This window comes from Nostoc sp., assembly GCF_036916655.1.
Lineage (GTDB): Bacteria > Cyanobacteriota > Cyanobacteriia > Cyanobacteriales > Nostocaceae > Nostoc.
Genome location: NZ_JBALFY010000099.1, coordinates 43,360 through 60,850, shown reverse-complemented (window position 1 = coordinate 60,850; position 17,491 = coordinate 43,360). Strand labels below are relative to the sequence as shown.

Genomic DNA, 17,491 nt, shown 5'->3' with positions numbered 1-17,491 from the left:
AGAATACTTCACAAATCTTCAGCTAACTTCTCATAAAAATTCGTAGCTTCCTTTGCAATTAAAATATGGCTATTTTTCGTCAATACATCGCCCCACTGCTTGTAGTATTAGTATTTGTCTTTGCCTTAGTGGCAGTCAGCGCCCGCATCTTTTTACCTTCCGATATGGCAGCACCCGCACCAATTGAAAACATAGAGGTAACTTCTCAACTTACTCCCACTGATTTACCACCAGCAACACCTAACTTAGCCAGCTAAGTCAATAAATGTATTTAAGTGTCTGAGCAACTACTACCTGGATATATGATTCGCCGTGGCTCCCTTTTGGAGCGATCGCTGCTGCTTAAATTCATGCAGCGAACTTACCAGGATCTCTTTCCCAATGAAGATTTTTCCCACTTAGAGCAAACAGTTAAACAATATTTTTCTAGCGATACGCCGTTGTGGTGGGTAGAAGAGGATGGGGAGCAGGGGAGCAATAAAAAATCTCTCTCCTCTGCCCCTCTGCCTCTCTGCCCCTATGCCCCACATCCCCCTATCGCTTGCCTCTGGGTGGGCAATGCTATAGATCAAGTACACGGAAACCGTCATGCTCACATCTTTATCCTCTACGTTGTACCAGAACATCGGCGACGGGGTATTGGTACAGCCTTGATGCGATATGTGGAAAATTGGGCTGTTCAAAGGGGCGATCGCCAGATTGGACTGCAAGTGTTTCAATCAAACAAACCCGCATTGAATCTTTACAATCAGTTAGGTTATCAAACCCAATCCATCTGGATGGTAAAATTCCTGAGTGCAGAAAATAAACTTAAGGATAGCGATAACATACTTTAGCGTCTAAATTATGGAAGTTCTCGTTGGATCAAATTCAACGAGGTGGAAGGAAAGTGTATAATTACGCAACTAATACTTATAAAGTTTTAACTTATTTGGCGTGGGGGATTATATATCAATCCTGAAAAGGGATTGAAATGAAATTATGTATGACGATGACGATCTAAGCCTACTCGATATTGAGGAGGAGCTAGAAAGCCCCTTAGATAAAATAGAGCCGCTAACTGCCGAATCAGTTGTGGCAAAGCCCGATCCAGAAGTGATGCTAGCCCTGCTGGAAAATCCCCAGCCCCAGCAACGAATGTTAGCGGCACGTGCTTTTTGTGATATTGAAGATGCGCGTGCTACGCCCCATCTGATTCGTCTATTAACTGATGTCTGTCCCTTAGTGCGGGTGAGTGCAGCTTATGGCCTCGGACGCAATCCCAGTTCCGAGGCAGTGAGTCCGTTAATTGCTCAACTAAACAGTGATTGGAATGGCTATGTGCGTAAAGGTGTTGTTTGGGCTTTAGGAAACTGTCGCGATCGCCGTTCTTTAGCACCCCTAGCAGACGCCTTAAGAACTGATATTTCCGCAGTGCGTTTATGGGCTGCTAGCGCCTTAGCACAAATGGCAGAAGTGGGTTATGAAGCAGTTATCGGGGCAACACCACCTTTAATTGAAGCCTTAGTCCAAGATCCGGTAGCAGCTGTGCGAAGTAACAGTGCTTGGGCAATTGGTCAACTGTGCCGTGAACTGCCTTCTAATGTAGTTTATGCCACAGCGATCGACGCCCTAATTCAAGCCTTTGCCGAAGACCAAGATTTAGGAGTCCGAGAAGACGCTAAAGCCTCACTTTTAGGAGTGGGCGATCCCCGTGGCTTGCAGCTAATTGAAACCTTGGAACAAGAAGGGTGGTTTTGATTAATTCGGCATTGGGGACTGGGGATTGGGGATTGGGTATTTCTCCCTCATCCTCCTCATTCCCATGCCCTTACTAACCTTCAGCTACAGATTTGACCAAATTTAAGTCATAAGGGCGCTCAGTATCATCCTCACCCAAATATTCACCATTTTGAATTTCCAGAATAATTAGCGGGATATGTCCAGGATTTTCTACCTTATGTAGGGTTGATGCGGGGACATAAGTTGATTCGTTTCGATTCAATAATATTTCTGCATCTCCACAAGTCACCTTAGCTACACCGGAAACTACAACCCAATGTTCATTCCGGTGATAATGAATTTGTGGTTTAATACCGTGCCTGGGCTTGATTTCCACACGACTAATTCTATAGTTTTCTCCCTCCTCGATTACCTCGACTTCACCCCAATATCGTGTACCTGAATGTGGAGACAATTCGTTGATATTTGACTGAGTATTATTTTCATTGGTAGTCATAATTAATTTCTCAACCAGATAAGTATTAGTATTTTTCAGTAATTTACCGTAAACAAGATAAATCTAGATACAAAGATGCAATCACAACATATTTATTGATGGCAACTGCTCTAACTTTACGCCAGGTAAAATATCCTATCCGTGAATTTTTAATTGTTTAACCCCCCGTATACTGAATCCGATAAATCCGATTATTGGCTTCTTCTGTTAGTAATAAACTACCATCTGGCAACACGAGTAAACCTACAGGTCGTCCCCAAGTGGTTGGTACAGAAGGATTTAGTAAAAATCCTGTGAGAAAGTCTTCGTAGTAGCCAAGCGATCGCCCTTTAGCATCGAAGGGAACAAATACAATTTTATAACCAGTGCCGCGATCGCGGTTCCAAGAACCACGAAAAGCCGCAAAAGCACCGTTCTGGTATTTTTTCGGAAACGTTTTACCATCATAAAACTGCAAACCCAATGCTGCGGAGTGCGCCTGGAACAAGACATCTGGCGTTTGGGTACGGGCTACTAAATCGGGGCGTTTGCTTTTATCATCCGTCTTTTGCCGCGGATCGAGATTGTTTGGTGTCAGATAAGCATAGGGCCAGCCATAAAATGCCCCCTGTTTAACGCGTGTCAAATAGTCTGGAACCAAATCATCACCAATTCCATCCCGTTCGTTGACAGTGGTATAAAGTTCCTTAGTTATAGGATGAAAGTCTAAACCAACAGGATTACGCAAGCCGGAAGCGAAAGTTTGCTGCTGGGAACCATCCAAATTCATCACCTGTATCGAAGCCCGTGGTAGGGGTTCTTCATCTACATTGGTTCCTGAACCAACTGAAACATATAATTTATTGCGATCGGGTGAGACAACGACATTGCGCGTCCAATGATTGTTATAACCTTGAGCGGGCAAATCGGCAATTTTTTCTCCCTTACCTGTAATCTGATTTTGACCTTGAGTATAGGGAAAACGCACCACAGCATCCGTGTTTCCCAGAAAAAAAGAATTACCTGTAAAAGCCATCCCAAAAGGTCTATTTAGTCCGTTGTCTCTACTAGCAAAGGTTTCTCGAACATCGGCAATACCATCACCATTGCTGTCACGCAACAAACGAATCCGATTTTGCCCGGTTTCAGTTACTAAGACATCACCACTGGGAGTTAAAGCTAGCCAGCGTGGGGCATCTAAACCTTCGGCAAAAACATTTACTGTGAAACCTGGCGGTACGCGTAGCACCGGATTTTGCGGAATAGGCACAACCTCAGGCCGCTTGGAGGCACTTTCTGTTGCGAAAGGTGCCGGTAAATTCTTCAGATTGATTCGGATAGGTGTAGGTGAAAGTGCTTCAGTACGGACAATATTTTTTGGCTGTGTAGGATTTTGTGTCAGTTGGGTAGAAGCGACAGATGTTTGCGGCGTAGGATTATCTGAGAAAGCCCGAGTCTGGTTACAGGCTGCTGCCAAAGTCAGTAAAAAAACTGGCAGCAAAAAACGCGCAGGGACTTTCATGGTGGTAGACACTATGCACAACTTTCCCACTCTAGACTTGAGGCTTAATAACTGTCGCCAGTCTAAAGTTTGATTTTGATTACTGGGGATTGGGGATTGGGGATTAGGAACTGGGAAATAAGCAGGGGTGCAGGGTTAAAATTCAAAATTCAAAATGACGCTCTCTACGAGACGCTGCGCGTAGATTGCTTCTCTATAAGAGTACGCAGACTCGCTAACAAAATCCAAAATCATAGACATTTCAGACGGGGATTTAAACCCTTTAATTTACGATAAGGGAGCAGGGAGCAAGGGAGGATGAGAAATAATCAATCCCAATCCCAATCCTTAATCCCCAGTTCCCAATATTTAAACATATAAGCATTTGTTAGTTAACAAAAAGTTTTCAAATTCCACTGCTGGTAAGGGACGACTGAATAGAAAACCTTGCATAGAATTACAGTTGTGTTGGCGCAGAAAAGCCAGTTCTGATTCCGTTTCTACACCTTCAGCAACTACATCTAAATTGAGATTATGAGCCATTTGAATTAATGCTTTGGTAATGGCTGACTTCTGGGAATCGTTAGCAACATTATGGATAAAATAACGGTCTATTTTCAATGTGTTAATGGGTAAGTTTTTCAGATAAATTAAAGAAGAGTAGCCCGTACCAAAGTCATCGATCGCAATTTTTACACCCAAGGATTGCAGTTTGCTCATAGTTGCGATCGCACTATTTACATCTTGCATGATCATACTTTCAGTCAGTTCTAACTCTAAGTAATGTGGTTCCAAATCATTGGCAGCTATAAAATTGACTACTTTATGAATAAAATCTGGTTGATTAAATTCAATGACTGAGAGATTTACAGCAACCAGCAATGAATTAATTCCAGCATCACGCCAGCTTTTTATTTGTTTACATACACTTTTTAATACCCATTTCCCAATAGGAACAATTAAACCTGTAGACTCTGCTAACGGGACAAATTCTGTTGGGTAAATCATTCCCAATTCTGGACTTTGCCAGCGCAATAAACTTTCAGCAGCGACTATTTTACCAGAAGCAATATCGACTATTGGTTGATAATAAATTTCAAATTCTTGAAAGTTATGTTGTTTGATAGCCCGATGTAAGCTAATTTCTAACAACTGCATTTTTGGAGACAAGTTGTTAATGACAGTCTGAGGAGACAAATACTTTTTTAAAGTAGCGTGCTTTTCTAACCTATTGATGATGGCACTTAATAACTCAGAACGAGTGAACGGCTTAGTTATATAGTCATCAGCACCCATATCCATACCTTGACGGAAGTCAGATTTAGCAGATTTGGCAGTTAGAAAAATGAAGGGAATTGTTGCCGTTGATGGCTCTTGGCGCAACGCTGTTAGAACACCATAACCATCTATTTCTGGCATCATCATATCACAGAGAATTAAATCGGGAACTTCACAGATAGCCAAATGTACCCCAATTCTGCCATTCGCCGCAGCAATAGTTTCAAAATCCTCGGCTTCTAGTAAATCTAAAATGTTTTCACGGACTGCTTCCTCATCTTCTATTATTAAAATTTTGGGCATAATTACCTCGATTTATGTTTTATTATTTAATGAAAAATGACGGTAATTTTTGTCAATAATTCCTGCATATTTGGGACTAAGTTTTTACCTTGATAGATATTCACACAATTTTTTACGGCAATTTATATTCCTAATCCAGTGTCTAATATTAGCGATATTAATAGCGTGATTAAAGGATTCAAATAGATATGGTATATCTTCTTCTAAAATGCCTATTATCCAATCTTGAATTTTAAATACTGCCTGCCCATGCAGACAAAGAAGATTAAAATTAACAATGTTATTATCTAATACTAATTCTGTATGAAGATGCACATAATAATACCCCCATGTAGCCCCCACAAGGCATCGGGGGACGGCGATAACCGGGGGGTGAATTATATGCAGCTTCACAAAGAAACGGTATAAGGATGTTAGTCTATACTCTAATTTTCCCGCTTCTGACTTATCGATAATCAACACATCATTCAATATTTGAGTCACGATTATGTGATATACGGGCGTATTCGTCTGTATGACACTGCTATCATACTTACGGTATAAATCCAAATCCTTCACAGAAACTCCAATGAGGCGAGTAGGTTTGCCTCTCGTATCTTTACGTACTATAACGCGTGCTTGTAACCACTGGTACTTGAGTAATTGTCTCTCAAAGAAAATCTGATGTTCTACCTCAAAGGAACTAATACTAATCTCACCTCTAGTTTTCTCTATTTTTTGTGCCAGTGCTTCACAGATACTTTTGGGGGTAATATTACTGATAATGCAACCTTGGTTATCTATAACTGCTAGTAGATCCAACTGCTGCTGGTATAGCAGTAATAACACTGAGACTGTCTCCGAAAATTCTGACATATTCAATGTCATAACCAAGTTATGTATAACTTCAAAAATATTGGCTGTTTTCAAGCTAGTTCCAGAAGCTACAAGCATTACCATATCATGCTTAGTGAAGCATTCTACTACCTGCGAAGATGAAGAAAACAAGACACTCTCGCCCTGTCCTAACATCAGTACGTAGGCGTAGCACTTTGTAGACATAGCATCTAATAGTGATTTTTCTGGCACAACCATCAGCGGCAAATAGTCAATTGCTGAGTCTAAGCTTTGTAGCCCGATAAGCTGAGGTAAGGCTTGCATAGATTTTTACAATAGCTATTATTAAACAATAGTTATCTAAAGCTTCTTATATAAGTATTTTCCAATATTTTGACACTAAACAAGTAGTAATATTTAGGAGATAAACACTACAAAAAGTGTGTTAAGAATTACAAACTAGCTTATATCCAGCTAGTTAGATATTGGGCATTGAAAAGAGGCAGAGGGGCAGGGTGCTGGGGGCGGAGGGGAAAATTCTTCTCCCTGCTCCCTGCGCCTCTGCTTGTTCACTAAGGATGCAACTGCACCCGCCGTTCACCGTAACGCAATAGCCTTTCTATAGTTACGAGCCGATTTTCCCAAGCTTTGACTTGATAAGAATTCGACTTAATTTCTTGGCTCATCAATACCCGAAATTGAGACTGGAAGCGACTTAGAGAGGCTTTTGCCACTAGCAGCTTACTAGCAGAAGGGGAAGCAGCCAGCTGATTTAAAGCAGTGCGTAAAACTTCTGCCTGGTTGTTAAAATCTGATATTGTCTGAGCAGGCTTTTGTAGTGGGTCATTTTGAAAAACAAATTTCCATTCACGTTGCAGCGCGGTGTAACGGATGGCGGCAGTTTGAAAAGGCTGGCGGTGAGGAATCGGTTCAGTTGTTGTAGATTGAATCCTACCTTGAGTGCTATTAAAAAGTTTTTGGAGATCGTTGTTAAAATTATCCGCGGCAAAGAGTGCATAACCACTAACTGGCAAGTCTCTTACCAACTGGAGTTGATCGAATGCCCCGATTGTTGGCAAAGAAAGTAAGCGAATTCCCGGCACCAACAAGGTAGCTCCCAGTTGTTTTGAGGCAATCCAGGGTTGAGCTAGTCGTTGAAAGCGGGAAGTATCCAGAGCATAAGTCATGGGAACGATTAAATCTACATCCCCCCGCCTTGCCCAAGTTTCCCAGTTTTGTTGAATTTTCTGAATCCGCTCTTGTTCTGGCAAAGGAAATACAGCAACCGACAAAATTAAATTCGGTTGCTTTTTTCGCAACTGTTCTGATACTTGGGCGACAAAGCTATCAACTTGCTCGGTGCGAAATTTCGTCCACTTTTGCCACAAGTCTGCTTGACTAGGAGAAATATTCACTGGATCTACACCAGTAAGTTGCTGAAATTGCGCTCTTGCAGCTTTGCCATAGCCGTAGGTTCGACCTGCTGATGGGTCTTGAAAAGGATAGCGAATGTAGTCTAGCTGAAGACCATCAACCTTATATTTAGTGACAATTTCTTCAAACAGTTTGAGCAAGTACTGGCGCACTTCCGGGTTAGCTGGATCGAAGAATGGCTTAGTTTGCCCAACGGGAATCATGTTGCCAAGGTTATCGTAGTTTGCCCAATCGGGATGAGCCGCCAGTACTGGCCCTGGATAATTAGGATTGAGGTTGAGAATTTCGTTATGACGTTGATTGCCAGCAGCAAAAGTCCAAACCCAAGCGTGTAATTCCATGTCTCGCTCATGGGCTAATTTCACTGCTTCTTCTAGTGGGTTCCACCCACGAATTAATGGGTTTTGCTCTTTTGCCACTTGGCTCGGATAAATTGTATAGCCTGCATTAACGGTTTCAAAGAAGACGGTATTAATCCCGGCTTGGGCGAGGCGATCAAAAACCTGGGCCAGTCCCGCTTTGCTACCAGCACGAACAATGGTCCCCCGATCTAACCAAACTGCCCGAATTTCTGGTTGAGCCAATCTCCGATCAACAGGAAACTGCTGCCACAAAGTCGTTTTAGCAATTAGCCATTGCTGACGAGCCAAAGCGTAGTTTTTTTGGGCAATCAATTGGGGTAAATTTTTGGCAATTACCCTTACCTGTGCCAAGGCTTGGTCTTTATTTATGACTAGCCGCCCCAATTTACTTGAGGCCAATTGCGGCGGCGGCTCCTTGACAGACTGGGGGGTATAATTGTGTAGATGCCTAGAAGTCTGCTTTTCCTCAGATATCACTTCACCAACATTAGCCGCATCGGCCAACACGGCTAAATGAGCGCTTTCCACGCGACCAATCAGATTTTCTAGCTCTTGCTGGAGGGCGATCGCTTGGTTGTTGTCAATCGGCTCATTGGAGTTGGGTGCAACATCTAGACGCACTGCTTGTTCCAACTGATCGATAGCCTCCTGAGAACTTGGAGGTTTGACTATAGGCACCGGTCTAGGTATAGGAGCGGTGGAAGTTTTCAAAGGAGGGGATAAGGGAGATGGGGAAGATAAACTGCCCCCCTGCCCCCCTGCCCCCCTGCCCCTCTGCCCCTCTGCCCCCCTGCTCTCCTGCTGGGAGGGTACAGCCGCCACTGTCGTAGAGCAGTTTTGGGAACCTCCGGCTATTTTTTTCATGCGATTTGATGGTGCTGGTGCTGTCAAATAGTGATTGAGAGTAGCTTTTAACCAGGCATTATCTAAATCGGCGGCTGAGGCTGTATCTGTTCCCCAGCGCCAGCCCAAAAAGGTGGAACGCTCAGTTGTCACAACTGCGGCAGGATTATCTTTGGAATTCCAAACAGCAGCAGATTGAGTACCCATATCGTTAGGAATTACAACGCCGCCGCGAACTTTGCCAAAGAGTCCAGTTTGATTTGCCCATTCTGGAATATTGGTTTTTGCGGGTTTAATCTGTTCTGTATCACTGAGACTGAATCCCCAATAACCTCCCAAGAGCGATCGCAATAACTGTCGTACTCCTGGCGATGACAGACTACCTATAGGGCCACTGGCAATCAAACGCCCTCCCTTACTCATCCATTCTTCTAGGGCGATCGCTTGGGTTGGTGTCAATGTCTCAACGTTTGGCAAAAATAATACCCGGCGATCGCCCCAATCTGCCCCACTCTTGACATCATTTAGGGAAATTACACAATATTTCACCCCGATTGCCTGTAAGCGATCGCTTATTCCTTTCCATTGATTCGCATTTTCTTGACCATAGACTACGCTCAATACAGGTTCTTCGGTCGCTGCCATTACTGGCAAAATATTAAAACTATTTAAAATTAAAAAATTAAAACTTAAAATGAAGAATCCGGCTTTTTTTATTTTTAAATTTGCCTTTTCGTGATACTTTTCCTGATTCTTCACTACTGACTCCTCAGTGGATTATTTTTTAGGCATTACTTCTTATTTATCATCCAGCATAACAATAAATTACCTCCGAAGAACAACGGATCTTTGATAACTAAATCTGAGCGGAATTGAAAATACATGTTTTAATTAAATCTTCAACTCCTGCTACTGGAAAAATATTTGTATTTAGTCTACTAGCTAATTCCTGAATACTCATATCATCTAAAAATACTAATTCCCCATTTTTTAACATGACATTCGGTAGCAGAATACCATCACCTAAATCTTGACCTTCTAAGTTTAAAAGCAAATCATGACCAGTGAGTAACCCAGTTACGCTGATAGTTTGTCCCCAGTAATCACTACATAAAGCACGCATATTAACTTCCAAACCTTCAACAAAATTTAAGCGTTTCAAAATTGGTTGAAATGCTTTTTCTACAGCGTTGCCCACGACCCAAGTGAATTTTCTCTGAGGATAAACTTTTGGCGGCAATAATTCTGCTGCAACGGTGGCAAATTGCTTGATAAATAATTGAATTGAACCAACTCCATTATCAATTTGGGGATATTCTTCATATTCAGATTCGCTGGGTAATTCCTCACCTGCAATCAAAAACCACTCATCGGCTAACCAAACAACGCTGGAACCGAACTTCTGCCGAAATTGCCGTGAGAGCATTTGCACTTGAGAAATCACTTCTTGAGCTTTTTCTCTAGTTACGGGTATGAGTTCATCTTCTGGAGGTCGAAACCTTGTCAACCCAACTGGCACAACTGCTACCGATGCCACCGCAGGCACTTCACCAGTATGAAAGGACGCTAAATCTTTGAGAGTTTGTTCCAGGTGTTTGCCATCATTTATACCAGGACAAACAACTACTTGAGCATGAATTTGTAGTCGCCTTTGTTGAAACCATTTGAGTTGTGGCAAGATTTGTCCCGCACGGGAATTTTTCAGCAGTCTAATTCTCACTTCCGGCTCAGTAGCATGAACAGAAACATACAACGGAGACAAGCGCATTTGTTCAATCCGCTGCCATTCTTTTTCTGGTAAGTTGGTCAGGGTAAGATAAGAGCCGTACAAAAAGCTCAGACGGTAATCGTCGTCTTTTAAATACAAGCTGGTACGTTTACCTGGTGGCTGTTGGTCAATAAAGCAAAATGGACAGCGGTTATTGCACTGAATTAAGCCATCAAATAGGGCAGTTTCAAATTCTAACCCCAAGTCTTGGTCGTAATCTTTTTCAATTTCTAGGTTATGAGTTTTACCAGCAGTGTCTAAAACTTCTAATTCCAAGACTTCATCAGCACACAAGAACTGATAATCAATTAAATCACGGGGATGTGTGCCATTGATTGCAACGATCGCATCCCCGGCTTCAAAGCCAATCTCTGCGGCTATTGAGTCTGGAAGAACTTTGGTAATTCGGGCAGGATGTATAGTCATTGGGTATGGATGGGGCATTGGGAATGGGGCATTGGGCATTATAGCGCTTCTGTGTTGAGTCCAATACAGACCTAACAAGAATAACCCCTTCTCTATAAGGGAAGGGGGTTAAAATTTAAAGCCTCTCTCCTAACAAGAAGAAAGGTGAGATTGTACTGTACACAAACGAGCATTGACCAATGACCAATTGATTATCAGAAAAATGGGTTTAAAACCCCGTGTTTCCAGCACGGCTTTAAAGTAATGAGTAAGGAATAATGAGTGGATGAAAAATAGGTATTTACTCATTACTTATTACTCATTACTCATTACTCCAGAATCACCGTGCGTTTACGGCGGTGAGGATGTCAACCTTTCCAACCTGTTGCGATCGCTAGTAAGATAGAACTACCGAATGCTAATCTATACCAAACAAAAATTAAAGTATTTTTGGTTTGCAAGTATTTAATCAAAAATGCGATTGATAGGTAGGAAAAAATAAAGGTTGAAATAATCCCTACAATTAATAGCCCGACAATATTATCTGGCAACTGATGGGCTTGAAACAACTTAAATATTTTCAGGCTTTTATAGAGGGTAGCAATGGTAAGAGTTGGAAACCCTAACAGAAATGAGAATTTTGCTGCTGTATCGCGTTCTAATCCTAAAAATAAGGCAGTCGTCAACGTCGAACCAGAACGAGAAACACCCGGAATCAAAGCAAGTGTTTGGCCTAATCCAACTAAAATACCATCGCGAATCTGCAATGAATCGAAACCTCGCTTACGAGTGCCAATTTTTTCTGCCAAGGCTAGTACCAGTGCCATGATGATTGACATGATGGCAATAATTAATGCACTCTCAGGTAGAACATCTTTCAAAAGAAAGCCGAAAATTAAGGCGGGCATTGTTCCTACTACAATACCGACAAGAATTTTCCATTCTTCTCGTTGCCAATCTTTCTCTTTTAGTGCTTCAATTCCACCTTTGACAATACTAGAAATCAGGGACCAAAAATAAAACACAATTGCTACAACACTGCCAAATTGAATCGCATCAACAAAATCTTTAGATCCTAGTTCTTTCCAACCCAATACCTTTGTCACAATCAGAAGATGTGCTGTGCTGCTGATTGGCAAAAACTCTGTAATCCCTTGAACAATACCCAAAATAAAAGCTTGGATAAACTCCATATACAATTAATACCTTTTTCCCGTTCTAGAGATCATTGTGAACATTGTTTAGCTGATGATGTTGCTTTCTATACTCTTTATTGCACCTAATCTTCTAGAAAATTCAATTTTACCCATCAATAACATCATCGAAGACGCTGACTATGTTCTTACACCCACCTCAATAAGTCAACGCAATTTTGGAAATTCATCAAACTTTAATATTTAGCGCACTATAACGGTTCCCATTCAGATGCGGTACAACATTACATCACGAGTAGGGGCACCGCATTGCCCATTGGTGTCAACGTAACGTGAAACCGCTTGTCCGCCGGGAATTGAAATTCCCGTCTCATAGCTAAAGTCATCTGAAGATGACAAAAATCTACAGTCTACTGAAGTAGACTTTAGCTATTAGCCCGAAAATTTATTTCTGGGCGGGTATGGAAGCCAACAGATAAGCTATTTTTGACACCAATGGGCATTGCCGTGCCCCTATCACTCCTGAAAAGGTACTACAGAGGAGTTTTGTACATAATACAAGAATGTTCTCTTTGCTTGACACCAGCGATCGCAGAAATTTCAGTATAATTACAATGCCCCAGGGGGGGATTTTAAAGTGTGATATCTTAAATAAGATAAAGTTTAGTAACAAATATTAAAAACTTTGATTAATAATACACTGTCGTCTTACGCCGCTTCTACCCCTTCTATTGATACCGAGTTGGATTTAGCTGATACTGGGCAGAAGAGTGTCAGGCAATTGGAATCTACACTTTCCTTTTCTCCCTCTCTCCCCTTATCTATTTCTGGGAGACAAACTTGGTTAGTGTTTGCGGCAGCAGTATTTTTGGTATCAGTACCAGTATTTATAGAAGCGCCAATAGTGCGATCGCTACCAAGTCTGAGTTTAGCGCTAACAGCATTTTGGGTGTGGCTCAGTTTTACCTTAATGTCACGTCCTGCAACTTACGTCTGGGGGGATTTGCTTTTAGGATTTAGCTGGAGTTGGTTAGCAGGAGCGATTTACTGGGGTTGGTTACGTTGGGAACCTGCATGGCATCTACCAGTAGAATCTATAGGTTTACCCTTTGCTTGCTGGTGTCTCTTCAAGAATTGGGGCAAGGTGGGTAACTGGTTTTATTTAGGTTCTTTACTCGGTACAGTTTTAACAGATGTATATTTTTATATAGTAGACTTGATGCCCTATTGGCGGCAAATCATGAGAGTAGATGCAGAGTTAGCACCACAAATCTTACAAAATGCCCTCATACAAGTACAAACACCTTGGGGACAAAGTTGGGCAATCATTCTTGCTCTAGTGCTGTTAACAGTCGGTATTTTACCTTTAGGTCGAAAGCAGAGACACTGGTATGCCTTTGGTGGCGCAGTTTTGAGTACAATTTTGGTAGATAGCCTATTCTTGTTAGCAGCGATCGCAGTGTGAAGGGCGCAGGAGGCAGGAGACGGACTTGAGCTATTAGCCCGAAATTTAGACTTAAGCCTATTAGCCCGAAAATTTATTTCCGGGCGGGCATGGAAGCCAACAGTTAAGCTATTTCCAGCTTAAGTTGACACCAATGGACTTTTTCCCCATCCTCCCACACCTCCCACACCCCTTAGATTTCTCACTTGTGAGAAATCCAGGTTAAGTTGACTTTTCCCAGCCCAATCTACGGCACATCAAAAATGATGCTGTAGATGATTAATTAGTTAAGAAATATTACATAACAATCCCTCACCATCAAGTCTTTTTTGGTGGATTTTTGGTATTAGACATCGCACAGTTTCGTATCTACTTGGGAGGTAGAATCAGCCACCCTGAAAAGATTTCGCCTAGCTGGAAATGCTGACAGGATCGTGGATACAACACTATTGCAGCGATGCAGTACTCTTCCCACAATGATAATTTTTGGCAAAAGTACATTCAAACCCAGTAACGGCAAATATTGTGGATATTAATACGCTGTATATTAGTTTCTGATGACTGCTGTGTGTTGATTAAGGTATCAGCTTTTGTCCTTTGTTGTTTGTCCTTTCTCCTTGGCGTTCTCACGTAGACGCATTAGCGGCTTCCCGTAGGGTATGACTAATGACTAATGACTAATGACTAATGACTAATGACTGCTGTTATCTTTAAACTTTTATTTCTGTTTGATGGAAAGAGGTAGAAAATCGTGAAAAGATTGGCGCGTTTATTAACAGTGTTTAGTTTGTTACTTAGTTGCTGGGGATTGTTGGGAACAACTCAGATAGCCCAAGCTGCTAGTTTCAATAGTTTTGCTTTTCCACAAGTCCCAGTTTTGGCAATTGAGCGGCAGAATCGGGCAGACGCTAAACTAGGAACGGAATTTGGTAAAAAAATTGATTTGAATAATACCAACGTCCGGGCTTTTCAACAGTTTCCAGGACTTTATCCCACACTGGCTAAGAAAATCATCACCAATGCCCCCTACAAAACGGTAGAGGAAGTATTGGATCTTCCAGGATTGAGCGATCGCCAAAAACAAACCCTGCAAGCCAACCTGGATAAATTCACCGTCACAGAACTAGAGCCTGCCTTCAACGAAGGAGACGATCGCTTTAACAACGGTATCTACAGATAACTGCACGTGCAGTTGTTAATGTAGCAAATAGCAGCCCACTCCTGATTCTAGGGAGTGGGGCATGATATGAGTTATGAGTTATGAGTTAAAAATTCAAAACTCCTAACTCCTAACTTCTAACTCCTCACTTCCCCATACCCATTACCTTGTCTCAGATAGATATTCCTAGCCAATTTGATGTTTTAGTAGTCGGCGCTGGTGCTGCTGGACTATACACAGCACTGTGTCTGCCAGAATCTTTACGAGTCGGCCTGATTACTAAAGAAACTGTTACGTTGTCTGCCAGTGATTGGGCGCAAGGTGGCATTGCCGCAGCGGTAGACCCAGAAGATTCTCCCAAGCTACATATTGAAGATACGATCCAGGCGGGTGCCGGTTTGTGCGATCGCACCGCCGTCGAATTTCTCGCCCAACATGCCCCTAACTGCATTCAATCCCTAGTTAACTTGGGGGTAGCTTTTGACCGTCAGGGTCAAGCCCTAGCTTTAACTTTAGAAGCCGCCCATTCTCGCCGCCGTGTTCTCCACGCTGCGGACACCACAGGAAGGGAAGTTACTACCACCCTTACCGCCCAAGTATTACGCCGCCAGAATATTCAAGTTATTCAACAAGCTTTGGCTTTAAGTTTGTGGATTGAACCTGAAACTAGTCACTGTCAAGGAATTAGCCTGTTTTATCAAGGTAAAATCACCTGGATAAAAGCTGGTGCTGTGGTACTGGCAACTGGTGGCGGCGGTCAGGTATTTGCCCAAACAACTAACCCGGCGGTGAGTACAGGTGATGGAGTAGCGATCGCATCTCGTGCTGGGGCGATCCTCCGCGATTTAGAATTTGTCCAATTTCACCCCACAGCCCTCACTAAACCTGGTGCCGATCGCTTCTTGATCAGCGAAGCTGTACGCGGCGAAGGGGCACACCTCGTTGATAATGAAGGGCGACGTTTTGCCTTTGACTACCACCCTGATGGTGAACTCGCACCCAGAGATGTGGTCAGTAGAGCAATTTTCAGCCATTTACAACGTACTGCCGTTGATTTGGCTACAGCCCATGTGTGGTTGGATATGCGTCCCATCCCCGCCGACAAGATTCGTCACCGTTTTCCCAACATCATCAAAATTTGTCAACATTGGGGCATTGATGTCTTCCACGAACCAATTCCTGTAGCGCCAGCCGCCCATTACTGGATGGGTGGAATTGTTGCGGATCTGATGAATCGCACCAATATCCCCGGTTTGTACGCAGTGGGTGAAACCGCTAGTACCGGGGTGCATGGGGCAAATCGCCTTGCTAGTAATTCCCTGTTGGAATGTATTGTGTTTGGGGCCCAGATGGGCGAAATTGAGTTAGAAAATATTGGGCTGCCATCAGAAACACCAGCGCTACCATTACGAAAATTTAGTCCTGATGCTAGTGAGTGGCACATTCAGCAAGCACAACTAGAAGCACTCAGAGAGAAATTACCGCGTCTAGTGTGGGAAAATGCTGGTATTTGTCGAGAACAATCAAGGTTAGAAACTGCGATCGCTACTATTCAATCTTGGCAAGAAGATTTCGCTGCTTTGCCTTTAAGTCAATTTTTGCTGACTTTGCGTCCAGCAGAACCAGCTAGTTTTGACCTACCAGACGTTGAACGGCAATTGGGACTTTGGGCAGAAACCCGCAATTTATTAGATGTAGCTGATTTAATTCTCAAAAGTGCTGCTTTTAGAACCGAAAGCCGAGGTGGACACTACCGTTTAGATTATCCTCAACCAGATCCAAATTGGCAAGTCCACACACTTGTACAAACATATCGTTGGTGGAAATCTCCACTACTGTCTTGAATAAAATGCTGTAAAAAGCCTGATAGTTTACAGCAGATATAAAGCACAATATTCTGCAATGAGCCGCTAAGTAAAGGATGTTGTATCCAAGACCATAGCTGACTTATCCTTCTGCCTTACCACAATCTAAAATCCAAAATTTCATCAGCGAGTACCACTACCATTATGACTGTCTGGGCCGCCATAGTTTGGTGGAATATATATGTCTTTTATATTCTCAGAATTGGCTTTGCGGGCTATTAAGGTATCACTACTAGTAGCACCAAAAGCACTAGTATTTGCAGCACTGAATATACCTGTACAAGCGGCAATTTTTGGTATTAGTATGTAAGCACCTATACAGAATATCATCAACTTTGTAATTCGGAAGTTAGTTCTCATAGCTTTCAGTAAATTTACTAATTTTTCATCTCGAAATGTATTTTTTATTTCCCACAGTATATTTACTGAACTTTTTGAAAAAAATATTTTAACTTTATTAAATTACTGTTGGTAATGTATAAGTGCTTCTAGTATTAGCTTAGATATTAACCTTAATCTGCTGGTATTAAATAGTATTTATACTTAATTAATATTCTTAATTAGCCGTTTCTACATCAGTCTAAAGTTAGATATGTTGATGGATGGCTGCGATCATACTGCCTAATTAACCATTTATTAATGATAGCTTCATATTTATAAGTATAAACACTATGTTCAATAAATAATGAGTTCAGGAAAATATTAAATAATACTTATCTGATTGTATAGTTAATATTTAATTAGATTAAAGATATATGAAGATAAAACAATATAATCGTTATTCTATAAGGATTAAAAAAATATAGGATTGTAAAACACGCAATAAAGCGAGACAGTATAAGTATACTTTTACAAGTATAAATACTTACATTTAAATATTTATTTTTATAATTAACTCTGATGACTAATTCCTTTCTTGCATGAATTATCAGCTTTAGTATTCAGGCAAAAAACCTTGCCAG

Annotated in this window: 15 protein-coding genes; 6 read left to right on the top strand and 9 right to left on the bottom strand. The window is 41.9% G+C overall.

All coding sequences use genetic code 11. The features are described from left to right. The first annotated feature begins 65 nt into the window (after positions 1 to 65). The 3 genes from V7L31_RS26390 to V7L31_RS26380 all read left to right on the top strand — a co-directional run bounded on the left by V7L31_RS26390 (position 66) and on the right by V7L31_RS26380 (position 1,740). The gene (locus V7L31_RS26390; protein ID WP_334699006.1) at positions 66 to 257 is read left to right on the top strand and encodes a hypothetical protein; all 192 of its coding nucleotides are present in this window, start codon (positions 66 to 68) and stop codon (positions 255 to 257) included. A gap of 45 nt (positions 258 to 302) precedes the next feature. Further along, entirely contained in the window at positions 303 to 836 is a 534-nt protein-coding gene (locus tag V7L31_RS26385) for a GNAT family N-acetyltransferase (RefSeq protein WP_334699084.1), read from the top strand. Positions 837 to 981: 145 nt separating this feature from the next. Continuing rightward, entirely contained in the window at positions 982 to 1,740 is a 759-nt protein-coding gene (locus tag V7L31_RS26380) for a HEAT repeat domain-containing protein (RefSeq protein WP_334699005.1), read from the top strand. 73 nt (positions 1,741 to 1,813) lie between these two features. Here V7L31_RS26380 and V7L31_RS26375 read toward each other — a convergent pair whose 3' ends face one another. The 8 genes from V7L31_RS26375 to V7L31_RS26340 all read right to left on the bottom strand — a co-directional run bounded on the left by V7L31_RS26375 (position 1,814) and on the right by V7L31_RS26340 (position 12,460). Next, the gene (locus tag V7L31_RS26375) at positions 1,814 to 2,218 is read right to left on the bottom strand and encodes a phosphomannose isomerase type II C-terminal cupin domain (protein ID WP_334699004.1); all 405 of its coding nucleotides are present in this window, start codon (positions 2,216 to 2,218) and stop codon (positions 1,814 to 1,816) included. Between the two features lie 157 nt (positions 2,219 to 2,375). Further along, on the bottom strand, positions 2,376 to 3,719 hold the full coding sequence (locus V7L31_RS26370) for a PQQ-dependent sugar dehydrogenase (protein WP_334699003.1): 1,344 nt from the start codon (positions 3,717 to 3,719) through the stop codon (positions 2,376 to 2,378). 348 nt (positions 3,720 to 4,067) lie between these two features. After that, positions 4,068 to 5,279: an EAL domain-containing response regulator gene (locus tag V7L31_RS26365; protein ID WP_334699002.1), complete on the bottom strand. Its 1,212-nt coding sequence runs from the start codon at positions 5,277 to 5,279 to the stop codon at positions 4,068 to 4,070. 84 nt (positions 5,280 to 5,363) lie between these two features. Then, positions 5,364 to 6,419 (bottom strand): hypothetical protein, encoded by a 1,056-nt coding sequence (locus tag V7L31_RS26360; RefSeq protein ID WP_334699001.1) that lies wholly within the window; start codon positions 6,417 to 6,419, stop codon positions 5,364 to 5,366. 248 nt (positions 6,420 to 6,667) lie between these two features. Further along, positions 6,668 to 9,493, bottom strand: a complete 2,826-nt coding sequence (locus tag V7L31_RS26355) for a family 10 glycosylhydrolase (protein WP_334699000.1) — start codon at positions 9,491 to 9,493, stop codon at positions 6,668 to 6,670. Between the two features lie 97 nt (positions 9,494 to 9,590). After that, positions 9,591 to 10,946, bottom strand: a complete 1,356-nt coding sequence (locus V7L31_RS26350; RefSeq protein ID WP_442944499.1) for a TIGR03279 family radical SAM protein — start codon at positions 10,944 to 10,946, stop codon at positions 9,591 to 9,593. A 329-nt stretch (positions 10,947 to 11,275) separates the two neighbouring features. Next, on the bottom strand, positions 11,276 to 12,100 hold the full coding sequence (locus tag V7L31_RS26345; protein ID WP_334698999.1) for an undecaprenyl-diphosphate phosphatase: 825 nt from the start codon (positions 12,098 to 12,100) through the stop codon (positions 11,276 to 11,278). A 228-nt stretch (positions 12,101 to 12,328) separates the two neighbouring features. Further along, a complete protein-coding gene (locus tag V7L31_RS26340; protein ID WP_334698998.1) occupies positions 12,329 to 12,460 on the bottom strand; it encodes a hypothetical protein in 132 nt (43 codons plus the stop codon). A gap of 286 nt (positions 12,461 to 12,746) precedes the next feature. Here V7L31_RS26340 and V7L31_RS26335 point away from each other — a divergent pair, with 286 nt between their 5' ends. From V7L31_RS26335 to nadB, 3 genes are all read left to right on the top strand, one after another. After that, complete coding sequence (locus V7L31_RS26335; RefSeq protein WP_334698997.1) at positions 12,747 to 13,526, top strand: DUF3120 domain-containing protein; 780 nt, start codon at positions 12,747 to 12,749, stop codon at positions 13,524 to 13,526. Between the two features lie 730 nt (positions 13,527 to 14,256). After that, on the top strand, positions 14,257 to 14,685 hold the full coding sequence (psbU, locus tag V7L31_RS26330) for a photosystem II complex extrinsic protein PsbU (RefSeq protein WP_179066751.1): 429 nt from the start codon (positions 14,257 to 14,259) through the stop codon (positions 14,683 to 14,685). 146 nt (positions 14,686 to 14,831) lie between these two features. Then, positions 14,832 to 16,508, top strand: coding sequence for an L-aspartate oxidase (nadB, locus tag V7L31_RS26325; protein ID WP_334698996.1), 1,677 nt, complete (start codon positions 14,832 to 14,834; stop codon positions 16,506 to 16,508). 144 nt (positions 16,509 to 16,652) lie between these two features. Here the strand turns inward: nadB and V7L31_RS26320 are convergent, their stop codons facing one another. After that, complete coding sequence (locus V7L31_RS26320; protein WP_334698995.1) at positions 16,653 to 16,889, bottom strand: hypothetical protein; 237 nt, start codon at positions 16,887 to 16,889, stop codon at positions 16,653 to 16,655. Between the last annotated feature and the right edge of the window lie 602 nt (positions 16,890 to 17,491).